A 22,879-nucleotide genomic window follows, 5' to 3' on the forward strand; every position below is an offset into this window, starting at 1 on the left:
TATAACTAAGATTACATCTTTTTACCTTTTTCAGCAGCTCCATTCAGAGCTTCAAAGACAGCACTTCTGAATCCCTTCTGTTCCAGGATTCTTACTCCCTCGATGGTGGTTCCGGCAGGAGAGCATACCATGTCTTTTAATTCACCCGGATGCATACCTGTTTCCAGTACCATTTTCGCACTTCCCAATACAGACTGTGCCGCAAACTGATATGCCTGTTTTCTTGGCATTCCCTGAGCTACCGCTGCATCTGCCATTGCTTCTATAAACATAAATACATAAGCCGGTGAACAGCCACTTACAGCACCTACAGCATCCATCAGGCGCTCCGGAACTACTTCTGTACGGCCAAAGCTGTCTGTGATCTCACAGATCTGAGCCAGTTCTTCTGCCGATACTTTCTCATTGGCACATACACCAGTCATACCCTCCCCAACCTGAGCAGGAGTATTCGGCATCATTCTTACCACTTTCAGAGGCTGTCCACATTTTTCTTCTAACCAGGCAAGAGTTTTCCCCGGCGCAATGCCTACAACTGTGTGTTCCGGTGTCAGTTCATCTTTTACTTCATTCAGCACTTCTTCATAAAACTGCGGTTTCACGGCCAGGAAAACCAGTTTTGTGTTTTTTACCACTTCATGGTTATCCAGGGTTGTAACCACTCCCAGCTTTTCTCTGCTTCGTTTGCTTCCTTCTTCTGTAAGATTGGAAACAATAATCTCATCTTTTTTATAAAGTCCTTTTTTCAGCATACCACTGATCATGGCAGAAGCCATATTTCCGCATCCGATAAATCCGATTTTCATAAATCTGCTCCTCTCTTGCAATTCCTGTTGTTTTCTGATAATTTATAACTGCTTTTTTCATATCTTTTTCTTGTTATAGATAATGATAATCATCCAGCAATCTGCCGTAAAATACTGAACAGTTACAGATAATTATAATTCATTACTGTCCAATATGACTGTAAAGGGACCGTCATTCACAAGCTCCACTTTCATATCTGCCCCAAATTCTCCCTGCTCGACAATATCAATGTGTTCTTTGCATCTGGCAATTATGTATTTGTACAGATTTTCAGCCATATCAGGGGCCCCTGCTCTTATAAAGGAAGGTCTGTTTCCTCTTTTACAGTCAGCATATAATGTGAACTGGGAAATAAGCAGAAGACTTCCGCCCACCTCCTTCAGGCCAAGGTTTGTCTTACCGTTTTCATCTTCGAAAATACGCATATTAACCATTTTATGAATCATTTTATCTGCGATTTCAACGGTATCTTCTTCTCCTACTCCGATAAGAACCATAAAGCCCTTGCCTATCTGGCCTCGTACTTCACCATTAATTGTCACTTTTGAATGCATTACTCTCTGAATTACAAAACGCATAATTCACTCTCCTTAATCAACGGATTTCTGTCTATTGATAGATAGCATAGCACATTTTTATCCGTTTTTCCATTGTAAAGTGTCACCTTGCGGCTGTTATCTCAAAATCTTGTTACTCGTCACTCCGTTCTCAGTAATGCTGCACAATTTCCTTTCATCATCTTATAGTAAACCGGGATCAGAAGTGCACAGGCTCCGATCCACGCCATTGGGCTGGCAATACATACAGATGTATATCCAACGATTCCGGAAAGACCTACTGTTGCAGCGATTCGCATAACCAATTCAATCATACATGCAGCAAAAGGTACTTTGCCATTCTGCATGCTCTGGATGGATGTACGATATACTGCCAACAGCCCAAGCACAAAGTAAAAGGGAGCTACAATCGTCAGATACATATCTGAATAGTGATAGATTTCTTTTGTGGGATCTGAGAGAAACATTCTTACAATCGGATGTCTCAGCAGCAGAATTCCAATACACATGATCAGGTTAAATGCTTCTGTCTGGATCAGGCAGGCGCGCACGCCCTGACGGATACGGTCCCATCTGCCTGCACCAAAGTTCTGAGCCACATAGTTGGAAATTGCGGTCATCATTGCATTGTTTACCAGTACAGAAAGCTGATCTGCTTTCGATGCTGCGGTATATCCTGCAACTGCTGCAGTACCCAGTGAGTTTACCACTGCCTGCATGGCAAGCTGTCCGATACACATGACAGACATCTGGAATCCCATAGGAAATCCGGTCTTCAGGTGCAAGACTGCCGTGTCTTTTAAATCTGTAAAATCTTCTCTGTGCAGATGCAAAATCGGAAAATTCTTCAGTCCTACAACCAGACTCAGCACTGCGGAAAGGAACTGTGACAGAATAGTCGCCCATGCAGCACCAGCCACCCCCATATGAAACGGTACAATAAACAGAATATCAAGAAAAATATTTAATACAGATGAAAATACCAGGAAATACAATGGTGTTTTACTGTCTCCCAATGCACGGAGCATATTTGAAATCATATTATAAAAAATGGTAGCACCTGTGCCAAGCAAAACTACAAACATATAGTCATATGCTTCACCGGAAATATCAGCAGGAATCTGCATCCAGCGCAGAATCTGATGAGAAAGCAGACAGCAGATCAGTGTCAGTACTACTGTAAAGGCAATACTCAGAAGTGTGGAAACCGCAACGCTCTTGCGCATTCCTTTTTCATCCTTTGCCCCGCATTTCTGTCCCAGACAGATACCAAACCCACCTGTAAATCCATTGATAAAACAGAATACAAAATAAATAATAATACTGGTGGAACCTACTGCTGCCAGGGAATCTGCTCCCAGCGTTTTTCCTACGATCACAGAATCCGCCAGTGTATAAAAAAGCTGAAACAGATTTCCCAGAATTACAGGAATCGCAAATTTCAGCAATGACCGGAACGGATTACCCGTAGTCAAATCCATCTCTTTTGATCTTGCCATGTTTCCTACTCCTCTCCTTGCACGATGTGTATACCAACGTTATAATTGTGGTTATAATAAGCATTGTAAATGAATATATCCTGTGATAAATTGTCAGATCATGTTGATGATCATGCTTCTGTGAGCAATTCATCACAGCGTACATATAATAAAATCGGAGAACTGTAATATGGCTATGCGTAAAATTCTTGTAGATGAAACCAACCGCGAACTTTGTGAACATGGAACTGTCGGTTTTCCCATGACCGTTAATCATGATGACCTGTGGGCATTTGAGGGAAAAAGTGTCCCTATCCACTGGCACAATGACCTGGAGATCAGTCTTCCCAGAGAAGGAGAAGCTATCTATCAGGTGTATCAGAAAAGCTACACTGTAAGACCTGGAGATGTTCTTCTTCTGAACCGTAATGTACCTCATAGCTGTCATTCACCTAATAACAGTCATGCCAGATACAGTACCTTTCTGGCACGTCCGGATTTCATATATGGCGAATACGGAAGTGATGTGGAACGCAGATGTTTTCGTCCTTTCCTCCAGAATTCTTCTGTTCCCTGCATCCTTCTTGCTTCCGGAAACTCATGTACCCGGACTGTGATCCAAAAGCTCAATGAAACAGAAGCCCTCTTTGATCAGAAGACCTTCTGTTATGAGTTGAAGATTAAGGGACTTCTCTGTGAGATTTTCGGTATGATTCTCTGCGAACATCAGAATGATCTTGCAAAATTTATTCCGTCCAACCAGCTGGAACTGGAAAGGCTGGAACAAATGCTGGATTATCTTAATACGCATTTTGGATCTGTAATCTCTCTACAGGAACTGGCAGACCAGGTTCATCTGTCCAGAGAGGTCTGCTGCCGCCTGTTCAAAAAAATGACCGGCAAAACAATTACCGGCTATCTGGAAGAATATCGTGTCAACAAAAGTCTGCCTCTGGTTCAGAGCTGTCAATATTCTATGATCCAGATTGCAGATATGACCGGTTTCAGCAACGCCAGCCGTTTTGCCCGGGCATTCCGCAGACAATTCGGATGCAATCCCGGTGAATACAATTCTCTTAAGCTGCAAAAGTGCTAGAGCGTGTCTGAAAAATGCTTTCTGCAAGATGTGCGTCACAATTTGTGGGATATTTTGCCCGGATGAGGGCGCCGTAGCGGGCTACGGCAACTGAATTCGGGTGAAATATCCCGCAAAGTGGGGCGTGCAGATTGCGGGAATGATTTTTCAGACACGCTCTAACCTGTATCTGTTCTTTTATATGATTATCCTTCTGCCGCATGGATATTATATTAGGATTCTGTGTCAGAAACCATTCCGGTATTGATTTACATGATACAGATATTGACTTTTTCAGACCTATTGTTTTCCAAAAAAGAACAGCCCCTTTGACTTATTATGCGTCAATGAGACTGTTCTTTTTATTATTCGGGGGCAATCCGATATTCGTAATCGAAGCCGGGGACTTACTTGATTTGGTTACATCCCAAGTGTGTCATTTACCAGAATCACATGGATTCTGTCTTTATGTCTGGAATATCTGGTGATCAGAAACTGACAGCAGATGGTATCCGGGGATTTGCAGTCAAAGCATTTTCCGGTTTCCTTACATGGAGTTTTGATATCAAATCTCTGTGCATTAGCTGTAGCTGCTACATTTCTGGCACGCTTCATTGCACTGTCAAGATCTGGACAGACTTTGTTTATACCTACAATAAAAATTACTTTTTTCGGGCCCTGGGCGATGCAGGATACACGGTTGGAATTGCCATCAATATTGACAAGGACGCCATCATCTGTGACTGCGTTGGCACTGGATAAAAAGAAATCTGCATCATAGGCTGCCATAAGTCCCTCACGAGGCTCAAGCTTTGCGCGGTCAATATAATTATAATCTCCATCCTGCAGAGCTTTGACCAGACCGATCTCATGTGCACTCATGCATCCGCCCATGGCGATTGTGCTTCCGTTTGGGATCAGTTCCAGGGCCTGCTTTAATGCTGTTTCTTTATCTTTTGCATAATACCCGGACATATTGCGGGATTCCAGTCCCTTAATCACTGTTTTTGCCAAAAGTTCATTTCTTTTTTTCATGTTTGCATCCATTGTTGTGTCCTCCTTAATGTCTGGAGCATGCAGATTGTAGAAATTATTTCCAAACACGCTCTGGTTTTAATTGTTGTCCCAATCATACCATATTTCCGGTTTCATTTCTATTTTAACCAGATAAACACTGCACTTTTTTATTACCGTTTATTCACATTCTCCAATACCACCAGGAAACGTAGTCGATGATCCGCCCTGTACTCTTTGTACGACACTGCCATCTCGTGCATCGATCGTGAGAAGCGGTACACCAATGCGGTCCATAGTAACGCTGTCTATAACCATTTCATCACCGCCATCTGCATAGGCCGGTTCCCGGGAATTCCAGTTTCCATAGAAATCCCATACCGGAATCAGGCTTCCCTCTGTACTGCTGTTGCCCTCCCGCACGCGCATATATCCAAGCTGGACTTTTGTTATCATCATCTCAACACTCTGTGTATCAATAGAGGGATAACGGCTGAAACTTATGCCACCTACTGCCGGCAGACGGTTTTCCTGCTCTGTCATAATCTGCATGGTGATTGTTTTTTCAAAAATATCTTTGATTTCATCAAATGGCAGAAGAAACAATGCTTCGTCCGAAGCATCTGATACCTCAATTGGATCACTGTGTTGGAAACTCTGAAGTGTTCCGCTGCAGAAAATCATTGTCAGCGATTCATTATCCCACACATCGCACTTCGCTTCATGAAAATTATCGTCTTCATCTATCCAGGGACGAGATAATTCATCATATGGCAGATAAGAATTCCGTATATAATTAACAGGTACACCATCGACCATTCTTTCAAAGAAAAAAGAGGTCTTTTCCAAAGTGCAGTTTTCTTCTGTGAGTTCTTTTGATGCACTGTCAAACAGGTGCCATTCTCCAGAAACAATATCCTTTACATAATTTTCTGCGCCGTCATCAGTCATATTCTGATTTCCTGCTTTTATATAATTCTGAAATCGTTCTGCTCTTTGTTTTTTCTCATCCTGAGACATATTTTCTTCGTTCACATCATCAAACGCAGCATATTTTTCCAAAAAACTAAATGCTTCTAAATCGGGGAATGTACCTGTATACTGGTACGTCAGTCCATCCACCTCATATGTTTCTGCCAATCCATCATAGTCTTGTTTCAACAATTGCCCTTTGGCAAAAGTATCCAGTACTTTCTGTGGCTCTTCTTCAGAAATTGTCGCTTTTTTTACATTTTTCAGACATATGGCATCCACATCCGGCACTTCCACCGGTGCATCGGCTGTCAGGGTAAATTTCATAGGATTTTCCTGATCTGTTCGTTCTGCGGATCTTAAATCGGACTGGATGGTTGTCTTGTAGGTTTTCGGAGCCTGCACCTGTTCAGTGACTGTTTTCTGAACTGTTTCTTTCTCTTTGTTTTCCTCTGTCTTTACAACAGTCTTATCCTTTTCTTCTACAACGGCAGAATGAACGACCTTGTCACATCCTGATATTGTTAAAAGATTCATACATAAAAGAGCTCCCACAAATATTTTTATTTTCTTCATTTCTTTCTCATCCTTTCGCATATGTAGCTGAACAGATAAAATATTTTCTTTGCTGCTTAATTTGGTCTGTCAGATAAAATTATCCGCATTCGCTACGTTCCTGATTCATTAAAAAAGGTACCCTCTTCTTATAAGAAAAGAGTACCATACTGTACTTCTAATGTATTCATCAAGATGTAAACAAGTTGTAAATTTCATCTGTTTAATATTGTCCATGTAATAACGAGTGAATCCGTCTGGATCGGTCAGTTATTCATAATTGAAGCAGAATATTTGTTTGATCAGGTTAAATCCTTATCTTTTTTTATCAAATATTACTCTTACTTTCGTTCCTGTTCCAAGCTGGCTTGTGATGTCCAGTCTGCCTCCATGAACTTCTGCGATTTTTACACATAACGCAAGTCCAAGTCCTGCTCCGCCCTCCTGGCGGCTTCTGGATTTGTCTACCATGTAAAAAGCTTCCGTAATTTTTCCCAGTTCTTCCTGTGGGATTCCCCGACCGTTGTCTGCAACTTCCAGAATTTTCCTACCCGATTCTTTATATGCTTTTACGGTAATACGACCTCCTGCTTCTGTAGCACGGAGAGCGTTATCTATCAAATTTACAAGAAGACTTTCCATTAATTCATCATCCATTTTCATAGAAAAATCTTCGTATTCTGTCTGTAATTGTATCTGTCTCTGCGCTACCTGTTCTGCCTCTAGCTGAACTACATGTTCCAGCAGTTCTCCTATAGAGTGTGACTCCATTTTTATTGAATCATTCTGATGGAGCCCCAGCATCTGGAGCATTTTTCCGGAAAGTTTTTCAAGTCTTTTTCCCTCACGGCTGATATGTTCCAAGGCACGGTCTTTTTGTTCATCGTTTAGTTTTACATGCCGCAGAGTGTCTGAATATCCAATAATAGAAGTAAGAGGTGTTTTCATTTCGTGGGCAAGTGCTCCCATAAGCATTTCCTGTTTTCCGGCTACTTCCTGCAGTTTTTCCATTTGCTGTACGGTCCGCTTCATCATTAGATAGATAAACAGACCAGCAATGCAAAATACTGCCAGATAGATTCCCAGGAACCAGGCTGCCGTCTGTCTCAGTTCCGTAAACATAGAAGTAACATCACGGACTGAAAGTATTTCGTAACCCTCTGGATTTGTAAGCAGCGCATGCTGTAAAAGTAAGTATTTGTGATTCAGTTTCTGGATTTTGTACTCATAGGAATCCGTTTTGTTGTTTAAACCGAGATTATCCATGCTGACAATCTCATAATCTGTGCAGTTTACTACGGCTTCTTTACTTTCGGAATTAATGAGGAGCATTTTCTCACCGCAGCATCTCAGAAACTGGAATTCCAGATAAGATTTTTTTCCTGTTTCTGACATCTGCTCATATTTACTGTTGTCCCAAAATTGTTCCAGGAGATTTTTTCCATTTGCAAGCTGTCGTCCATAGGTTTCAGCAGCATTATTCAGGCTTCTTTTTCCTGTGACATACAGGCTCAGGACACCGACCGGTATCAGAGAGCACAAAAGTGTTATCAGCATAAGTGCTACTGTCCGTTTCCACAACTTCATAGCGATTAGTCCTCCAGTCGATAGCCAAGTTTTGGGATTGTTTTTATTTCATCGTACAACTCCAGTTTCTTGCGGAGCTGGCCGATATGCACGTCTACAGTTCTGCTCTCTCCCAGATATTCTTCGCCCCAGACACGTTTTAATAGTTCTTCTCTTCCAAGTGCGATGTTTTTGTTCTGTAAGAGCAGGATAAAGAGATCGTATTCCAGTGGTTTCAGGTTTACGGGAATCCCATCTTTCAGAATCTGATGGCTCTGGAGATCTGCCTGAATATTTTTGATTGTGAGAATTCTCTTTGCACGGCCGGTTCTTTCAAGGATTTTTTCAATCCGTACAAGAAGTTCCAACATTTCGAAAGGCTTTACCATATAATCTTCTGCACCGAGTTTCAGGCCTTTTACTTTGGATGCTACGTCATCTTTTGCAGTAAGGTAGATCACCGGGAGATTCTTTGCGCGGAAATCTTCCATCAGAGCAAAGCCATCTTTGCCGGGAAGCATAATATCGACAACTGCAAGGTCTGCATCTTCATTCCATAGCAATAGGCGCTGGGCTTCTATTCCGTCGTAGGCGGCTACTGTTTCGTATCCGGCTATGGTTAGGTTCATACATAATAATTCGGAAATTGCTCTGTCATCTTCGATTACCAGGATTTTGTTTTTCATTTTGGGATCACCTCGATTAGTTTATGGAAATAGTATAACGTTTCGAAGATGTAACGTCTACAAAGATATATATTTTACTTCATTAGTCATACTATTCTATCCACTCATATACCAGATAATCAACCCCTGCATCTATCATAACAGGAGCATCTGAATGCAACTTAGTTATAATCGAACAGTATCCTACATTATGGTACAAATATTCCAGACGTTTGCGAGATAATTTTGTAATTTTCCTAGTATTCTGGCGTATATAGCATTCTTTATTTAAGATTCGTTTTAAAGTTTTACTACACTTATATACAGAAAAGTCTTCTGGATTACTTAGATGATATTTCAAAATCAAATTCCTGATGTTTGGGCTAAGTTTTCTGACAGAATCATAATAGGATGTATCATTGTCAAAGGTAAATATTAGCCATTTGTGCTCTATACGGATTTTTTTAATTATACAATCATGTGGTACCGGGATTGTCGGCAGAACATCTTTGTTTAAATAATATGTCTTCTTCATTTTCATCTTATCTGTACTGTAAACTTGTCTCCTATTGGTATTGCGTCATCTGTGGGGCTTTCTCCCTCATTATATACATAGACTGTGGATTCTTCGTAGATATCATCAGAGGGATCCTTATCCATTTTTTCTTCAGACACCTGATGCGCTGTGTCGTTTTTTACTTCATATAACTGTAATGTGATTGTGTTTGCTTCCGGGGAGATTTCTTCATATCCGGGATATAGACCTATCGTTTGCCGGAACATAGTTTCCTGACCATTTCTTCCTGTCTCCTGATAGCAGATTTTGTTTCCCTGATCGTCTGTTCCAATCAGATAATAATCACTGTCAATATATACTGTTCCATGATACATTCCGTAAATTGTACTTTCGAATGGATTCCATCTGAATTCTGTGAGGTTCAGGACATTGGAATCCATTTTAATATTCTGATTCAGATTTAAATCCACATTGTTTTTCTCCAGCTCTTCTTTTGATGTCGCAAATTTAAATGTATAAGGTTCTGTATCAGCCTGTATTTTCTGAACATTTTCCCATATATCAGCATCGTCCATTGCAATCGGCCAGACTTTGAACTCTATGTTTACAGTTCCCTCAGTGTTAACTTCTTCTCCGATTGTGAAATCTTCCACTGTTATTGGATTTTCTGAGAAAGCATTAACTGTTCTTTGGCCTAAGCCCTGCTGAATTTCCTGACCGTTAATGCATACTTCTGTATATAAAAGTTTGTCTTCCACCGCATCCTTCATATCTGCGTCTGAATCTTCGCTGTCGGAATACGCAATCCATAAATTTTTGCTGTCCATCACAATCTCATTTAATGTTATGGTGATTCCATCTCTTGAAATGCTTTTTCCTACAACATTTGTATAAGAATCGGTATCACCGTTCTTAATTCCCAATGCCTGTCCGATCCATGAAGTTACTCTCTGTAATGCTGCTTTTACATCTTCCTGATATCTTAATGTGCATCCAACCATAATAAGCAATATGATCCCGGCGACTGCTGTTTTCCAACTCCTTTGTATATGGAAAAAACGATGCTGTTTTTTCCATGGTCTGGAAGCTTCGTAAATATATTTATCATCCAGATCACCAATCAGTTCTAATGTCTTAAATCCTTTTTCCATATAAATGTTTCACCCTTTCCCATAGTTTCTTTCTGCTTCGATAGAGACTGGATTTGATTCTGCTTTCCGAAATTCCATGCCGGGCTGAAATTTCACTGATGCTGTCCATATACCAATAGCGTCGTATGAAAATGTCACGGTCACCTTTTTTCAGGGATTCCAGAAATTTTTCAAGGATTTCCAGAATCTCTTTTCTCTGGATTTCATCATTCAAAGAATATGCTGTTACATCCTCTATCTCTTCCAGTTCTTTGCATAATTCTAATATGTGCTCTGTTGACCGTTTTGCAGCTTTTTTCCTGCGAAAACAGTCAATTGCCAGGTTTCGGGTTATTTTTCCAAGAAAAGCAGACAGAATTGCCGGTTTTCTGGGTGGTATGGAACTCCATGCAGCCAACCATGTATCATTGACGCATTCATCGGAGTCTTCCTTATCATACAGAATATTCCAGGCAATACTGAAGCAGTACCTGCTATACTTTTCTTCGGTCGCCTGTATGGCTTTTTCTGATCTGTCAAAATACAGATTGATAATTACTGTATCTTCCACTTTTTTCACCTCACGTTTCTTTTATTTGCCTTCATAAGATAAGACGGATTTTGAATGGTAAAGTTGCAATTTTAATAAAAATAATTTTCTTTTTCCAGAGTAAATAATACACTGTCGAAAAGTCAACCTGTCTTTTCACAATTTCGACTGGAGAAATGAAGTATATTCTGGTAAAATGAGCATATAAAGGAGGACAAACGTAAATCCTTACAAATGATAAAAGACAAAAGAACAGCCGAAGACATTTTCAAGGCACGAATGAGGACTATACTTAACGAATACGGGAGTACCTTATGGCAAACGCTAAACACGAAGATGCTGTTATGAAAATGGGCTTCGACTATTTTCGGAATACGATTCTTAAGACTCTGGGAATTGATTACCAGTATGAAGAAATCGGACCAACAGAGCTGGTGGAACTGACTATTCAGTCTTTGTATATGGACTTTACCTTTCTGACTACGGGTGGGTTCTATATACATACAGAGTTTCAGACTACGGATAAAAAAGAAGCGGATTTGCGAAGATTCCATGCATATGATGCAGTATATTCCAACAAAACAGGAAAGAAAGTTATTACTTACGTCATTTATTCCGGAGGGATTACGAATGTGAAATCTGAACTAGACTGTGGATTATATACTTACAGAGTGCAACCGATTTATCTGAAAGACAAGAATGCAGATGAAGTATTCCGGAAATTAAAGCAGAAGCAGGATAACGGTGAAGCTTTTACCGAAGATGATTACGCAGCTCTTTCCCTGACACCATTGATGTCCGGAAAAATGAGCCGCAAGGATATGTTTAAAGAAGCAATTCGTCTGGCAAAGCCCAATATTGAGCTGAGTGCTGAAAAGGCAACCGCCATGTTGTATACATTGGCTGACAAATTCTTAGATAGAGCTGAGTTAGACGAAATTAAGGAGGTAATCAGAATGACCAGACTTGGACAGATGTTAATGGATGAGGGAATGGAAAAGGGTATCGAACTCAACCAGACCGACTCTATCAAAAAACTTATGAAAAATATGAACCTGACCATTGATCAGGCAATGAACGCCCTGGAAGTTCCGACAGATAAACGTGAAAAATACCGCAAGACAATTACTCCTGACAATTAATGGATAAAAGTACCGCCATATTGACTTATCACAATCAATATGGCGGTACTTTTCTATACTATATTCTATTGCTTCATTAATTCTACAATCTATTTTGTCATTTTCGAATATCAACCAGTCCTGTTGTCAGCACAGAATCTGAAAATTCATAGATTACTCCATCCCCACTAAGATTCAGATATATATCATCCAGATCGCTTTCATTTACAATCCAGGCCATATTTACCTGCACACTCTCACCGGGCTTTAAAGATGAAATATAATTTCCACCATTTCCATAATCTTCAGATACACTGAAATACGTCATATCCGAGATTTGTGCCGCTCCATCCCAGATAACACAGTCAAATCCATTCCCTGATCTGTCCTGCTGAATAAAATATCTTCCATCTTCATGATTTAAAAGCATTAATGAACCAAGATACAGCATATGATTGATTTCTTCCTCTGACTGGTTGGTATAGGTAACAGTTACATAGACAAGCTTTTGCGGAACACTGCCTGTTTTTACAACCTCATCTACAGTATCAACGCCATCTCCCAGTTTAACATAAGATAATGTATTTGTTATCAGTTTTCCATCCGCCCCAACTGCATCCTGCCATTTCTGTGGAATAGGATTTTCACCCAACAACTGCAGATCATCAGCAATCTGAACAGAATCCGCACAAACAGAAATTTTTACATTATCTATATAATTTCCATTCTTATCTTCCCCTGTTCCAAACATATCTATACTGTCTCCCACTTTATGTACAGGCAGCTTATTATCTTTTACAGAAGTCAGCATATCTCCTCCGGACCCTTCTTCAGATGAAACCCATTCACTCCAAGTATTAAAGAAATCCGCAGTTTTAATCATTTCCTCTTTTTCATTAATCACAAGGTTTTCAGCCACATTAAATACATCCTCTTTTTCAACATTATCACTGATATAAATAACGACTACACGGTACACATCCGGGCAAAGAAGATAAATTCTCTGATTATATGAACCATCTTCTATAAGATCGTTATATTTTAAATATACGCCTTCATAATTTCCAAACGTCCTTTCTTCACAATCAACAACATTCCTGTCCTGTGCAGTTTTTCCAAAATCATCCTCATCCAGAAGTACAAATGCAAAGCTAAATCCACCAGGACAATTCTGATCTGAATACTGTAAATGCATATCATCCGTCCACACCATACCTTCTGGAATATAATCCGTTGAAATATCAATCTCATGAATTTTTTCAGGAAGATGAATTTTTCCACTGTCTTTTTTAATTCCTGTAGAAATGCTATAAGTCCCCTGCTTTTCTATAAATATATGATATAATCTGACACCGGCATAGGTAATTGTTGAAGTCAGAAGAACACTTATGGCAATAGCTGCAGCTATTCTTCTGCCTGTCCATTTTTTTGTTTTGTGGTTTTGAAAAGAAGTAATTTTCCTATCCTGCATCTGTTTGTTTACCTCGTTTTGGATCATTGTGTGGATAAATTCCGGTGTTTCCGGAATTTCTTTTTTCAAATCTTCCAGCCTCATATCATGACCTCCTTATTTTCCTGCAAATCACGCTTAAGTTTTCCTCGCGCTCTGGCCAGTCTTTTCTGGACTGCCCCTTCAGTTATTCCAAGGATCTGCGCAATTTCCCTTATACTGAGTTCTTCAATATAGTACAAAATAACAGGCAGGCGCAGTTCTTCCTTCAATGAACTGACGGCTTTATATAATTCACTGTAATCAGTATCCTGTTGTATCCCAGATTCTGCACTCTTATTCATTTCTTCCAATGGAACAAATTTACTTGATTTTCTCAACAACGTATAGCACTCATTTATCAGTATTCGAATCAGCCATGTTCTTGCATATTTGTCGTTCCGCAAAGTTTTAATCTTTGAAAATGCTTTAACAATTGTTTCCTGGATAGCATCTGCGCAATCCTGATCATCTTTCAAAATGCTTTTGGCAGTAGAATACAATTGTCTCTCTGAATCCAGAATCAGACTTCCTAATTGTTCTTTTGTCATTTCAGCACCACCTTCTTTAGCCGGCCGGCAATAATTTTTTTACATATATTAGACGTACAACTAAAAAAAATATCCCCTATCTGATAAGTATCCTACATATCTTTTTCAATATCATATAAGCACTTTCCTCTGGCGGGAAAAATTTTTTTCTGGTAAAATGAGCATATAAAGGAGGACAAGCGGAAATCCTTACAAATGATAAAAGCAAAAAGAACAGCCGAAGACATTTTCAAGGCACGAATGAGGACTATACTTAACGAATACGGGAATACCTAACCGATTTATCTGAAAGACAAAAATGCAGATGAAGTATTCCGGAAATTATACCGTCAGTCAATTACTCCAAATAGTTAACGGATAAAGATACCGCCATATTGACTTATCACAATCAATATGGCGGTATCTTTCTTAATACAGTTTCTTACATTTTCTATCTGTTCATTTCATTGTACTGCACGATCTTTCTCATATTTCCAACCAAAAGCAATGTCAGTACAATGGTTACGATTTTAAACGGAATATTCATATAACTCTTACACAAATCCCAATATATGGCAACGCACATAACAACAACAGTGCCTCCTGTCCATATGCACATGGACATTTTTGAGACATACAGAGCTTTTTTCGCTTTGGTTTTATCAAATTTAAAACCTATTTTCAGATGCCGTGGATAGATATTTTTATATCTGTATGTACTCAGCACAATCCCCATCAGTCCATAGGAAACTATAATGCAGCTTCCTCCTGCTGATAAAAAGGGAAGAAATGTTACTGATTGTGGAAATATACCCAGATTTTCCAGGATATTTATAAAAAAGTTTATAAGAAATACGATTCCGCATCCACATCCCATCATCATTCCAAGCTGATTCTTCTGTCTCATGGCAGTGTTAAAAACTGCAAAAATCAAAACTGCCAGAACACCGCATAAAAGTATGGCTGCAATTGTTCCATATACAGATGACAGATAGGTCAGAATATAATCCGCATTAAAGGCCGGTAGATTTCCCATTACATCTGATTCACTTTTCCCTATCCATTTATTTTGCTGCCAGAATGAATGCAGCATTTCGGTGAAATAATCCTCTTCTCCACCACCTGAAAAAACAGCCTGTAAACGTGCGATCTGATATTTTGTCAGACTGCTTCTCAGATACCTGATCAGAAAAGCTGCCACAGGCATAGCCAGAAAGCCAGCCCAGATTCCACAGATGGCTCTCCTTTTTCTCACAGTAAACCAGTTCTTTTGAATTGCGATTGTCAGCATAACCAGCATAGATACCAACATCACACAAGCTGTCATAAGCGCAGGCATGGCATAGACCAATATAACCGGTGCAAACATCCATATGATTGCTCTCATCAAGCCCTTATATCCCCATCCATGATATTTATACAAAATTGCTCCATATATGGGAACATAAAACAGCATCAGAGTCTGCATGGATATTCCTCTTCCTCCCGGCAGTACAATGAAGTATCTTGCCCCATTTAACTGATAGCCACCCAACAAGGTAACCAGACAGGCAAACAGTAAAATGACAGCAATTATTTTCGAAAATCTTGCCAGTACAGTGTAATCCAGAAGATATAAAATCATCATAACTGCAAGTCCAATCACAACATGAAACACATATCTGTCCGAACCGGCCGCAGAGTTCTCACTGATTTTTCTGGCAATCCCTGCATGTATCAAAACGCCTGCAATGCTGATAAGAACGATTATCCCCAGAAGTTTCCATGCAACCTGAGGCCTGTGGACACTGTCAAGAGAGATTCCTGTTTCCACAGGATCTCCCATATCCCGGACAGCTTCCCTCTCTGCCTGTTCACGATCCATGCCTGCCTGCATATTTGCCTCGATCTGATCTTCTATATGATCCTGAAATTCCTGTTTTACATAAGGCCGCGCTTTCTTACAGCGAATCTGTTCCAGTAATGTTTTCAGATATTCGTCCATAGATCACACCTCCATTACAAGCACGTTGGTCACTGCTGCAGAATACTCTTTCCATTCCTCAACTTTCTTTTCCAGAAATCCTCTTCCCTGTCTGGTCAGGCTGTAATACTTTCTGGTCTTTCCGGCAGCTTCCTGTTCGTATACTGTCAGAAATCCTTTATCCTCCAGACTGTGCAGTAATGGATACAGAGTTCCTGCCTTCAGCTCAAACACGTTCTGAGATTTCTGCCGCAGGGTATCGATCATCTCATATCCATACATATCCTTTTCTGACAGCAATTTCAGTATAAGCATTGTCATACTCCCGGAAACCAGTGATTTTTCAATAGCCATAGTATTCACCTCCCATTGTATAGGTTGTCTATATATCGGTTATCTATATAATAAAGGAACCTGTATGCTATGTCAACTGTTTCCGGAATAATTTTGACAACTTCACTGCTACGGCAACCGAGTTCTGGTATCTACATACTTTTTCGGACAGAAAAACCACCGCATTGTCATATAGTAACACAATGCGGTGGTATAAATCTCTCAAAACAGATCCAGCATACTGTCCAAATAGATTTTTTCTCTGACATGTATCTGGTATTCCGGTCTGGTCATGTAATAGAGCAGAAATTCCAGTATCAGGGCACTGCCGAGTCCTCTTCCTTCTATTTTAAAATTTGAAAATCCCATTGGCAAATAGATATCCCGGATATCATTGATTCCAATAAATCCCGGATTCTCCATAGCTTTTGAAAAAAGATAGCCCCTCTCTCCTTCTGGTGCCTTGCAGTAATGCTCCGGGCAGTTTTCACCCAGATTCTTGCGGCTGACCGTTTCATAGCAGGCTTTTCTGTCCCTGCAGCCGAACCAGCAGCATTCATTGCAGAGAAATTCTACTTTGTCCTTCTCAGCCTGAGACAATGTATTTAACTTATCAAAAGCCTTGTTTAGCCGGAAATCCGGCACAACATAATGGAAATCTTTTCTCCTGATTTCTTCCTCAAGCTGTGTAAAATCTGTCAGAACCTTAGTAGTGGAGGAAACAAAATAGAGTCCCGGATACTGCTCCTTAATATATTCCAAGAGCAATTCTGAATAAATGATCACGCCGTTTTGCGGTTCTCTGTTTCTCTCAAACAACCGGCACAGTGCATTGCATTTTCTGTCTGAAAGGTGCTCCTGGCGAAGCAGGGAATTGCTGAAAGTCAGTCGGGCAGAAATCCCATATTCCTGCATCAGTTCAAGAACCTCCTCCGGATCATTCTCTCCGAAGCCTGCCCTGCCTCCACCCCAGACACAGTCTGCCGGAGCACCATATACGGAACCTATTTCGCACCAGTCATAAAAATATTCCCTGTGTTCCCGATATAATGGCAAAAACATCCGATACAGTTCATAAAACTCAAACAGCCCGGGCAGGTGAAAATATGCTTTCTCCCTCATTAATTTTCCAGCACATCCTCTATAGTTTCCGAAGCATCTTCAAGGGCATCCAGGGCTTCGATCAGTTCATCTGCTTTTCCTGTGTGTGTCTCCTCTTCTTCATACTCATCGATCAGTGCTGTCAGCTGATCTTTTATTTCTTCCAGACCTTCATAGATTTCCTTTAATTTTTCTTCCCTTTCCATTACGGATGAAAGCTTTACAACTTTAGACATTGCGATACCTCCCATATTGCATTTTCTTTAGGAAAAATTATAACACTGCCCTCTTTTTATGTCTATATGGTTCGAAGACACTTGTGATATCTGTTTTCTCTGTGGTATTCTATAGATATCAAGTTAGGGGCAAAATGCTTTTTGACCCTAACATCATATGATCATTGTGTTACACAAAATGTAAAATGGAGGATTTTTATGTTAGTTTGTGATTATATCGTAGAATCTATTGACGGTGACTATGCACATCTTCGCAGAACAGATCTGCCTGAAGAAGAATTAAAACTCGTAGCGCGGGCACTTCTGCCCTTTGACATCACAGAAGGATGCAGATTACATTATGAAATGATGCAGTATAGTATCATTGACTGATTGGGCAGTCTCCGACTCACAGCAAAATAATTTGCATCATTGATTATCACATGGAGCAAAAAGAAGTGTCAAGAAATAGTTTCTTGACACTTCTTCACCCATATCTACTCAATATGATTATATGCTTTTTCTTATTTCCGCTCCAAAAATCCCTTGGTTTTCCCCATAACATCCTGGAGAATTTTCAGGTTTTCCAGTGTATCTGTTGTTTCCAGTGAATGGTTTGCATTTTCATAAGTATACATTGGCACCTGCTGTTTTTGAGAAAAAGCCTGTACTTCAGAAACAATACTCCATGGATCTGAAGTTCCGATAAAGGCAATGGCTTCTCTGTGAGCAAAATTGTAGGTGTATTTCAATGATGTGTATAGTATCTGCCGGCATCTGATGCTGTGTTTCTCTGCATATGCGGATGCTATGATCGTGCCTACGCTTTTTGCGACAAATAATATTTCATCATATTTGTCAAAGTCAACGGCAGAAAGACTTTTCTCCGCCTGTTCATAAAGGCTTTCGAATGCCTGCTGCATTTTTTCTTCATTTCCCCGGATATTTCCGCCATCATAAGTATAGCTTAATGCAATTGTTTCTTCATAGCCGCATTCCTGCGCCAGCTTTCGTGAACAATATAAAAGCGGCTTGTCACAATGATACCCGATACCAGGGAAAAATACTGCTGCCTTCATGTTCTGCTCTCCATTTAATAGCTGCTCCATCATTTTTCATCAGATTGCCAGAAGATTCTTAATTGCTTCCATATAAACCAGAACTGCCTCTTCCATGCCGGATACGAGGATAAATTCATCTGCACTGTGGATACGATAATCGATTCCTGGCTTCTCAGGTCCAAATGCAATGATATTCTTAAGAGACTTTGCATAAGTGCCGCCACCGATCACCATCGGCTTGTTCTCTGTATCGCCTGTTACATCTGTGTAAGCTTTGTATAAAGCATTTACCAGTGGGGATTCTCTTGGGAAGAATAAGGCATCACCAATTCCCAGAATCTCTATACGTCCATTCTCATCCTCAAGTCTGCCCTCACACATCCTGCGGACTTCATCTGATTTCAGTGTTACAGGTACTCTGATATCAATTGTACAGGAGATCACATCATTCTCTGTTTTGATCATACCGTTGCAAAGAGTAAGTTCGCCATACTCATCTGCAAATTTCAGTCCAATGCCCTTACCATCGCAGGATGTGCCGATATGTGTATTATAGAATTCCACAAAATCGTCCTTAAATCCTGCTTTCTCGAGACATTCAAAAGTAACACCTATTGCATTGACACCAAGAGTCGGTGTGCTGGCATGTGCCGGAACTCCCTTTGCATAAATACTGATCTGTCCACTTTCCTCTGTTACCTTATATTCCTGAAGCTTTGTCTCTGCAAGTACAGCTTCCAGTCTCTCCTTCAGTCCTTCTTCGGCAGGAACAACTATTGTGGAGGAATCGCATACTGCGTTAAAAACAAAACCTCCATCTGCAGAGATGATTTTCGTGTTCTTGGAATAAGCCATCATCTGCAGAAGTCCCTTTTCTCCATGAATACACGGGAAGCTGGCATCCGGGGTAAAGCCACAGGATAATTCTTCTGCCACTTCATTATAATGTTCCATACATTTGGAACCTGTTTCCTCATTACATCCCATAATGAGACGTACTCTCTTGTTCAGCTTCACACCTGAATCGCGGAGAAGCTTCATTGCATAAAGAGCTTCCAGAACAGGTCCCTTATCATCTGTTGTTCCACGACCGTAAACATAATCACCCTCACGTGTCAGTTTAAACGGATCATAACTCCAGTCGCCGCCTACAGGTACAATATCCAGATGTCCGGCAATACCAACAATTTCATCACCCTCGCCCATCTCTGCATAACCACAGTAATTGTCCAGATTGACTGTTTTAAATCCAAGCTCCTGTGCAATCTTAAGACCTTCTTCCAGTGCTTTGGCAGGTCCTTCTCCAAAAGGTTTCCCCTCTGCGGGAGTGCCAAGCTGAGAATCAATGGCAACCAGCCTTCCCAGATTGGTAAGCATCTCCTCTGTTAATCCATGAATCTGTTCTTTGATATCCATAATTTTTGTGCCTCCTGTTAAATACTTTCTCTATCTTTGAAATATCTTTATCATTATTTTCTCATTTTATCATATTCGGGCACAAAATAACAGCAGATTGCAGGAATGATTTTTTAGATAATTTTTCAGACCCACTCTATGGCCAGATAAAATTGCAGTTTCCGGCCTCCAGACCGTCAATGAGAATGTTCTGGCCTGTACAGAAACGGTTTTTTACCGCCATAAAGTAAATCCACTCTGCTGCCTCTTCTACAGACATCCATCGTTTCAGAGGTGTGAGTTCCATGATCTGATCCCAGAGCTTTTCATCCTCCATCACCGGCCGGTTCAGTTCAGTCATTACCCCACCGAAATCCAGACTGTTGCATGTAGCCTGATACGGAGCTATCCTCATGGCCACATTTTTCGTATAGGCAAGGACTCCTCCTTTACTTGCTGCATACTCCGGAAATTCAGAACCTGTATGCCCGCTTGCTGATCCGATCATAATAACAGAATAAATATTAGGATGAATGCCGTAATGTTCTGTAACAGAAATCGTCCCTTTCAGATTTACATCAATATCATCGCCATTCTGAACCCCTGCATTATTAATCAGAATATCTACCGGTCCGATTTCCGGATAAGAGCTTTTGTCTCTGATATCCAGACAGAAATGAGTATATTTCGGATGTTGGATCGAGGATATATTTTTATCAAATCCATAGACTTCATGATTTTCTTTCAGGAAAAATTCTGCACAGCCTTTTCCGATCCCGGATGCTGTGCCTGTGATCAGGACTTTCATCAGGCAAAATTCTCCTTCATACTTTTACGCAGCGCTGTAATAAGAACTGCTGCCACTGCAATACACAGAACCCTGTCAATGTAGTCCGTGATAAACTGAACTACAAAACAGCTTCCTACCATTCCAAGAGGTGTTTTTGCCAGAAGCTGTACAAGAACAGTGGATCCAGAAGAAGTGATTCCTCCAAATAAAAATGCCGTAATACAGGAACTGATTATAGTAGATGGAAGTGTGATCACAAGAGCAGCCGGAAATATCTGCCACTTTTTCGGCTGGAATTTTCTGTACACAAGACCTGTCACAAAACCAAGAAGAATTCCTACCGGAGCGTAATACAGGGAATAAATATCTACAGTCATTCCCATCAGCAGGCCGCTGAGCAGATTAGGCAGCATTCCATAAAAGGGTCCCAGGACAGCAGCCACAAATACTGTTCCAATACTGTCCAGATAAATAGGAAGCTTCAGAAATAAAGCAATCTGTCCTCCCACAAAATTAATGCAGATAGCAAAAGCGATCATACAGATTTTCTGTACACTTATTTTTTCAGTTTTCATTTTAAATCTCCTCGTATTAAATCTTGTAAAATATCCAGTTCTTCCGGTTTCTGATCAAGGATCCTTGAAAGAAACATCTGAAAGAATCCATACACATCTACCTCAGTCAGCACCCTTGCATTTGGAGCTTTCCGGTAGAAATTCATAGAATCCACAACAGACTGTCCAAGAGAAATCCCCTCTGTTTCAATCTGTACATAGGAATCAAAGCCTTTACAGAGTTCCGGATTGATAAAATATGCCACTGCCAGGGGATCATTGATCACACAGCCAATGATATGCTCCCATTCCCAGTGGAAATCAAAATAGAATTTCGTAATCTTCTTTACAAATTCCCCTATTTCTTTGTTAAGACGGCACATATACTCCAGCAGATCAGGCGTGAGCACAATCTTTCTCGTCACATCCAGCCCCACCATATGGATTTTCTGGCCATTCTGATGGAGTGTCTCATACACCAGGGAAGCCCCGTCCGGGTCACACCAGTAATTGTATTCTGCAACAGGTGAACAGTTTCCATGACTTTTAAAGCTGCCGCCCATGGAAACAATCTCCTCAATACAGGAAAATGCTTCTTTATCCTTCTGGATCAGTCTGGCAAGATTGGTCATAGGTGCCAGTTCGATTATGGATACTTTCTCTTTTTTCAGCACATCAGCAAGAAAATCCACAGCACTGATCTGCTGCTGATAACCGGTTACTTCAGGCAGAAAGCTTTCGCCAAGCCCGTCTTCTCCGTGAGTGTCCAGAGCATTCACATAATCCCGCCTTAAGGGAGTACTTTCCCCAATGTATACAGGAACGTCCAGACGGTTCATCTGCTTCAGGATTTTCTTTGCATTTCCAAATCCCATCTCCACCGGTGAATTTCCACACACAATGGTGATTCCGATCACTTCGATTTCCGGTGATTTCAGTGCAAGCATAATCGCAAGACTGTCATCAATCCCCGGATCACAATCAATAATTACTTTTCTTTTTTTCATTTAATTCCTTTCTGTCAAAGCAAAAAAAATACTTTTGTTTATCCCTCAATAAACAAAAGCATCAGCAAACAGACCGCTTATGACGACTCATAAACGACCGCAATATTTTTTACTTTGCCTAGTTTTTTATACTGGGAGGGTTTCGAACCAGTTTCGGTGGTTATTTTAACACATATTTCCATGCATGACAACAGTTAGCGCATACACCATTTGAGATTTGCAGCATATTCTAAGAGCAGAAATCTCGTGACATGCTCCCGCCACTTAAATCTTACAGATTTTGAAGTGGGGGCTTCCTGCTCGATTGCCCTTCAGGGCAAAGCTAAAACAGGCTATCCCCGCGTGTCCCGCGGTTCTTTTTTTATCCGGTTACGGATCTTTTCTGTGCTATTATGCACATTTTTTATATATTCTTTTTCCTTCTTTCAGAATAT

Annotated in this window: 23 protein-coding genes, 2 pseudogenes and 1 riboswitch; of the genes and pseudogenes, 4 read left to right on the forward strand and 21 right to left on the reverse strand. The window is 40.5% G+C overall.

Features of this window, described 5'->3' with window-relative positions:
- Nucleotides 1–11: 11 nt before the first annotated feature.
- From proC to I4V44_RS11905, 3 genes are all read right to left on the reverse strand, one after another.
- Nucleotides 12–806 carry a pyrroline-5-carboxylate reductase gene (gene proC / locus I4V44_RS11895; RefSeq protein WP_195284365.1) on the reverse strand — a complete coding sequence of 265 codons (795 nt, stop codon included), beginning with the start codon at nt 804–806 and terminating at the stop codon, nt 12–14.
- Between the two features lie 132 nt (nt 807–938).
- Nucleotides 939–1,385 carry a D-aminoacyl-tRNA deacylase gene (gene dtd, locus I4V44_RS11900; RefSeq protein WP_008706007.1) on the reverse strand — a complete coding sequence of 149 codons (447 nt, stop codon included), beginning with the start codon at nt 1,383–1,385 and terminating at the stop codon, nt 939–941.
- Nucleotides 1,386–1,504: 119 nt separating this feature from the next.
- Nucleotides 1,505–2,863, reverse strand: coding sequence for an MATE family efflux transporter (locus I4V44_RS11905; RefSeq protein ID WP_196002767.1), 1,359 nt, complete (start codon nt 2,861–2,863; stop codon nt 1,505–1,507).
- Nucleotides 2,864–3,032: 169 nt separating this feature from the next.
- Between I4V44_RS11905 and I4V44_RS11910 the strand changes: the two genes are divergently transcribed.
- Entirely contained in the window at nt 3,033–3,938 is a 906-nt protein-coding gene (locus I4V44_RS11910; protein ID WP_118569571.1) for an AraC family transcriptional regulator, read from the forward strand.
- Here the strand turns inward: I4V44_RS11910 and I4V44_RS18295 are convergent.
- Nucleotides 3,919–4,029: pseudogene (locus I4V44_RS18295) on the reverse strand (DUF6783 domain-containing protein); the annotation flags it as partial. The gene I4V44_RS11910 and the pseudogene I4V44_RS18295 overlap by 20 nt on opposite strands.
- Here I4V44_RS18295 and I4V44_RS18300 point away from each other — a divergent pair.
- A pseudogene (locus I4V44_RS18300) lies at nt 3,988–4,185 on the forward strand (DUF6783 domain-containing protein). The pseudogenes I4V44_RS18295 and I4V44_RS18300 sit on opposite strands and share 42 nt — an antisense overlap.
- Before the next feature lie 152 nt (nt 4,186–4,337).
- Here the strand turns inward: I4V44_RS18300 and I4V44_RS11915 are convergent.
- The 6 genes from I4V44_RS11915 to I4V44_RS11940 all read right to left on the reverse strand — a co-directional run bounded on the left by I4V44_RS11915 (nt 4,338) and on the right by I4V44_RS11940 (nt 10,907).
- Nucleotides 4,338–4,964, reverse strand: coding sequence for a lactate utilization protein (locus tag I4V44_RS11915; RefSeq protein WP_178762217.1), 627 nt, complete (start codon nt 4,962–4,964; stop codon nt 4,338–4,340).
- 147 nt (nt 4,965–5,111) lie between these two features.
- Nucleotides 5,112–6,479 (reverse strand): DUF6034 family protein, encoded by a 1,368-nt coding sequence (locus I4V44_RS11920; protein WP_243280271.1) that lies wholly within the window; start codon nt 6,477–6,479, stop codon nt 5,112–5,114.
- 294 nt (nt 6,480–6,773) lie between these two features.
- Nucleotides 6,774–8,045 (reverse strand): sensor histidine kinase, encoded by a 1,272-nt coding sequence (locus tag I4V44_RS11925; protein WP_196002769.1) that lies wholly within the window; start codon nt 8,043–8,045, stop codon nt 6,774–6,776.
- A 5-nt stretch (nt 8,046–8,050) separates the two neighbouring features.
- Nucleotides 8,051–8,710, reverse strand: a complete 660-nt coding sequence (locus I4V44_RS11930; RefSeq protein WP_025581106.1) for a response regulator transcription factor — start codon at nt 8,708–8,710, stop codon at nt 8,051–8,053.
- A gap of 516 nt (nt 8,711–9,226) precedes the next feature.
- Nucleotides 9,227–10,357, reverse strand: coding sequence for a DUF4179 domain-containing protein (locus I4V44_RS11935; protein ID WP_196002770.1), 1,131 nt, complete (start codon nt 10,355–10,357; stop codon nt 9,227–9,229).
- Complete coding sequence (locus I4V44_RS11940) at nt 10,341–10,907, reverse strand: RNA polymerase sigma factor (protein WP_196002771.1); 567 nt, start codon at nt 10,905–10,907, stop codon at nt 10,341–10,343. The genes I4V44_RS11935 and I4V44_RS11940 overlap by 17 nt, the downstream gene beginning before the upstream one ends.
- Nucleotides 10,908–11,200: 293 nt before the next feature.
- Here I4V44_RS11940 and I4V44_RS11945 point away from each other — a divergent pair, with 293 nt between their 5' ends.
- A complete protein-coding gene (locus tag I4V44_RS11945) occupies nt 11,201–12,028 on the forward strand; it encodes a hypothetical protein (RefSeq protein ID WP_196002772.1) in 828 nt (275 codons plus the stop codon).
- A gap of 97 nt (nt 12,029–12,125) precedes the next feature.
- Here the strand turns inward: I4V44_RS11945 and I4V44_RS11950 are convergent, their stop codons facing one another.
- The 6 genes from I4V44_RS11950 to I4V44_RS11975 form a co-directional block, all read right to left on the reverse strand.
- Nucleotides 12,126–13,562, reverse strand: coding sequence for a hypothetical protein (locus I4V44_RS11950; protein ID WP_196002773.1), 1,437 nt, complete (start codon nt 13,560–13,562; stop codon nt 12,126–12,128).
- Nucleotides 13,559–14,047 carry an RNA polymerase sigma factor gene (locus I4V44_RS11955; RefSeq protein ID WP_196002774.1) on the reverse strand — a complete coding sequence of 163 codons (489 nt, stop codon included), beginning with the start codon at nt 14,045–14,047 and terminating at the stop codon, nt 13,559–13,561. Before I4V44_RS11955 ends, I4V44_RS11950 begins: the two co-directional genes overlap by 4 nt.
- A gap of 430 nt (nt 14,048–14,477) precedes the next feature.
- Nucleotides 14,478–16,010: an FtsW/RodA/SpoVE family cell cycle protein gene (locus I4V44_RS11960; RefSeq protein ID WP_196002775.1), complete on the reverse strand. Its 1,533-nt coding sequence runs from the start codon at nt 16,008–16,010 to the stop codon at nt 14,478–14,480.
- A 3-nt stretch (nt 16,011–16,013) separates the two neighbouring features.
- Complete coding sequence (locus I4V44_RS11965) at nt 16,014–16,343, reverse strand: PadR family transcriptional regulator (RefSeq protein ID WP_019160773.1); 330 nt, start codon at nt 16,341–16,343, stop codon at nt 16,014–16,016.
- Nucleotides 16,344–16,544: 201 nt separating this feature from the next.
- Complete coding sequence (locus I4V44_RS11970) at nt 16,545–17,444, reverse strand: hypothetical protein (RefSeq protein ID WP_196002776.1); 900 nt, start codon at nt 17,442–17,444, stop codon at nt 16,545–16,547.
- Nucleotides 17,444–17,659, reverse strand: coding sequence for a hypothetical protein (locus tag I4V44_RS11975; RefSeq protein WP_022379879.1), 216 nt, complete (start codon nt 17,657–17,659; stop codon nt 17,444–17,446). The genes I4V44_RS11970 and I4V44_RS11975 overlap by 1 nt, the downstream gene beginning before the upstream one ends.
- A gap of 198 nt (nt 17,660–17,857) precedes the next feature.
- Between I4V44_RS11975 and I4V44_RS11980 the strand changes: the two genes are divergently transcribed.
- Nucleotides 17,858–18,031, forward strand: a complete 174-nt coding sequence (locus tag I4V44_RS11980; protein WP_008706056.1) for a hypothetical protein — start codon at nt 17,858–17,860, stop codon at nt 18,029–18,031.
- 131 nt (nt 18,032–18,162) lie between these two features.
- On the opposite strand, the gene I4V44_RS11985 is transcribed toward I4V44_RS11980, so the two are convergent.
- The 5 genes from I4V44_RS11985 to I4V44_RS12005 all read right to left on the reverse strand — a co-directional run bounded on the left by I4V44_RS11985 (nt 18,163) and on the right by I4V44_RS12005 (nt 22,445).
- Nucleotides 18,163–18,717, reverse strand: coding sequence for an alpha/beta hydrolase (locus tag I4V44_RS11985; RefSeq protein ID WP_196002777.1), 555 nt, complete (start codon nt 18,715–18,717; stop codon nt 18,163–18,165).
- A gap of 39 nt (nt 18,718–18,756) precedes the next feature.
- Nucleotides 18,757–20,115, reverse strand: coding sequence for a M20 family metallopeptidase (locus I4V44_RS11990; protein WP_117845950.1), 1,359 nt, complete (start codon nt 20,113–20,115; stop codon nt 18,757–18,759).
- 136 nt (nt 20,116–20,251) lie between these two features.
- Entirely contained in the window at nt 20,252–20,902 is a 651-nt protein-coding gene (locus I4V44_RS11995; protein WP_019160766.1) for an SDR family NAD(P)-dependent oxidoreductase, read from the reverse strand.
- The gene (locus tag I4V44_RS12000) at nt 20,902–21,459 is read right to left on the reverse strand and encodes an ECF transporter S component (RefSeq protein WP_008706068.1); all 558 of its coding nucleotides are present in this window, start codon (nt 21,457–21,459) and stop codon (nt 20,902–20,904) included. The genes I4V44_RS11995 and I4V44_RS12000 overlap by 1 nt, the downstream gene beginning before the upstream one ends.
- On the reverse strand, nt 21,456–22,445 hold the full coding sequence (locus tag I4V44_RS12005; protein ID WP_196002778.1) for a nucleoside hydrolase: 990 nt from the start codon (nt 22,443–22,445) through the stop codon (nt 21,456–21,458). The genes I4V44_RS12000 and I4V44_RS12005 overlap by 4 nt, the downstream gene beginning before the upstream one ends.
- Nucleotides 22,446–22,557: 112 nt before the next feature.
- A riboswitch (PreQ1 riboswitch) is annotated at nt 22,558–22,602 on the reverse strand.
- Between the last annotated feature and the right edge of the window lie 277 nt (nt 22,603–22,879).

The sequence above is a fragment of the Blautia sp. 1001283B150304_161114_C9 genome (genome assembly GCF_015668165.1).
Classification (GTDB): domain Bacteria; phylum Bacillota; class Clostridia; order Lachnospirales; family Lachnospiraceae; genus Blautia_A; species Blautia_A wexlerae.

Bases quoted from the DNA above. Each gene is read 5' to 3' on its own strand.
- proC (WP_195284365.1), bottom strand. From the start codon at position 806: ATGAAAATCGGATTTATCGGATGCGGAAATATGGCTTCTGCCATGATC.
- dtd (WP_008706007.1), bottom strand. From the start codon at position 1,385: ATGCGTTTTGTAATTCAGAGAGTAATGCATTCAAAAGTGACAATTAAT.
- I4V44_RS11905 (WP_196002767.1), bottom strand. From the start codon at position 2,863: ATGGCAAGATCAAAAGAGATGGATTTGACTACGGGTAATCCGTTCCGG.
- I4V44_RS11910 (WP_118569571.1), top strand. From the start codon at position 3,033: ATGGCTATGCGTAAAATTCTTGTAGATGAAACCAACCGCGAACTTTGT.
- I4V44_RS11915 (WP_178762217.1), bottom strand. From the start codon at position 4,964: ATGGATGCAAACATGAAAAAAAGAAATGAACTTTTGGCAAAAACAGTG.
- I4V44_RS11920 (WP_243280271.1), bottom strand. From the start codon at position 6,479: ATGAAGAAAATAAAAATATTTGTGGGAGCTCTTTTATGTATGAATCTT.
- I4V44_RS11925 (WP_196002769.1), bottom strand. From the start codon at position 8,045: ATGAAGTTGTGGAAACGGACAGTAGCACTTATGCTGATAACACTTTTG.
- I4V44_RS11930 (WP_025581106.1), bottom strand. From the start codon at position 8,710: ATGAAAAACAAAATCCTGGTAATCGAAGATGACAGAGCAATTTCCGAA.
- I4V44_RS11935 (WP_196002770.1), bottom strand. From the start codon at position 10,357: ATGGAAAAAGGATTTAAGACATTAGAACTGATTGGTGATCTGGATGAT.
- I4V44_RS11945 (WP_196002772.1), top strand. From the start codon at position 11,201: ATGGCAAACGCTAAACACGAAGATGCTGTTATGAAAATGGGCTTCGAC.
- I4V44_RS11950 (WP_196002773.1), bottom strand. From the start codon at position 13,562: ATGAGGCTGGAAGATTTGAAAAAAGAAATTCCGGAAACACCGGAATTT.
- I4V44_RS11955 (WP_196002774.1), bottom strand. From the start codon at position 14,047: ATGACAAAAGAACAATTAGGAAGTCTGATTCTGGATTCAGAGAGACAA.
- I4V44_RS11960 (WP_196002775.1), bottom strand. From the start codon at position 16,010: ATGGACGAATATCTGAAAACATTACTGGAACAGATTCGCTGTAAGAAA.
- I4V44_RS11965 (WP_019160773.1), bottom strand. From the start codon at position 16,343: ATGGCTATTGAAAAATCACTGGTTTCCGGGAGTATGACAATGCTTATA.
- I4V44_RS11970 (WP_196002776.1), bottom strand. From the start codon at position 17,444: ATGAGGGAGAAAGCATATTTTCACCTGCCCGGGCTGTTTGAGTTTTAT.
- I4V44_RS11975 (WP_022379879.1), bottom strand. From the start codon at position 17,659: ATGTCTAAAGTTGTAAAGCTTTCATCCGTAATGGAAAGGGAAGAAAAA.
- I4V44_RS11980 (WP_008706056.1), top strand. From the start codon at position 17,858: ATGTTAGTTTGTGATTATATCGTAGAATCTATTGACGGTGACTATGCA.
- I4V44_RS11985 (WP_196002777.1), bottom strand. From the start codon at position 18,717: ATGAAGGCAGCAGTATTTTTCCCTGGTATCGGGTATCATTGTGACAAG.
- I4V44_RS11990 (WP_117845950.1), bottom strand. From the start codon at position 20,115: ATGGATATCAAAGAACAGATTCATGGATTAACAGAGGAGATGCTTACC.
- I4V44_RS11995 (WP_019160766.1), bottom strand. From the start codon at position 20,902: ATGAAAGTCCTGATCACAGGCACAGCATCCGGGATCGGAAAAGGCTGT.
- I4V44_RS12000 (WP_008706068.1), bottom strand. From the start codon at position 21,459: ATGAAAACTGAAAAAATAAGTGTACAGAAAATCTGTATGATCGCTTTT.
- I4V44_RS12005 (WP_196002778.1), bottom strand. From the start codon at position 22,445: ATGAAAAAAAGAAAAGTAATTATTGATTGTGATCCGGGGATTGATGAC.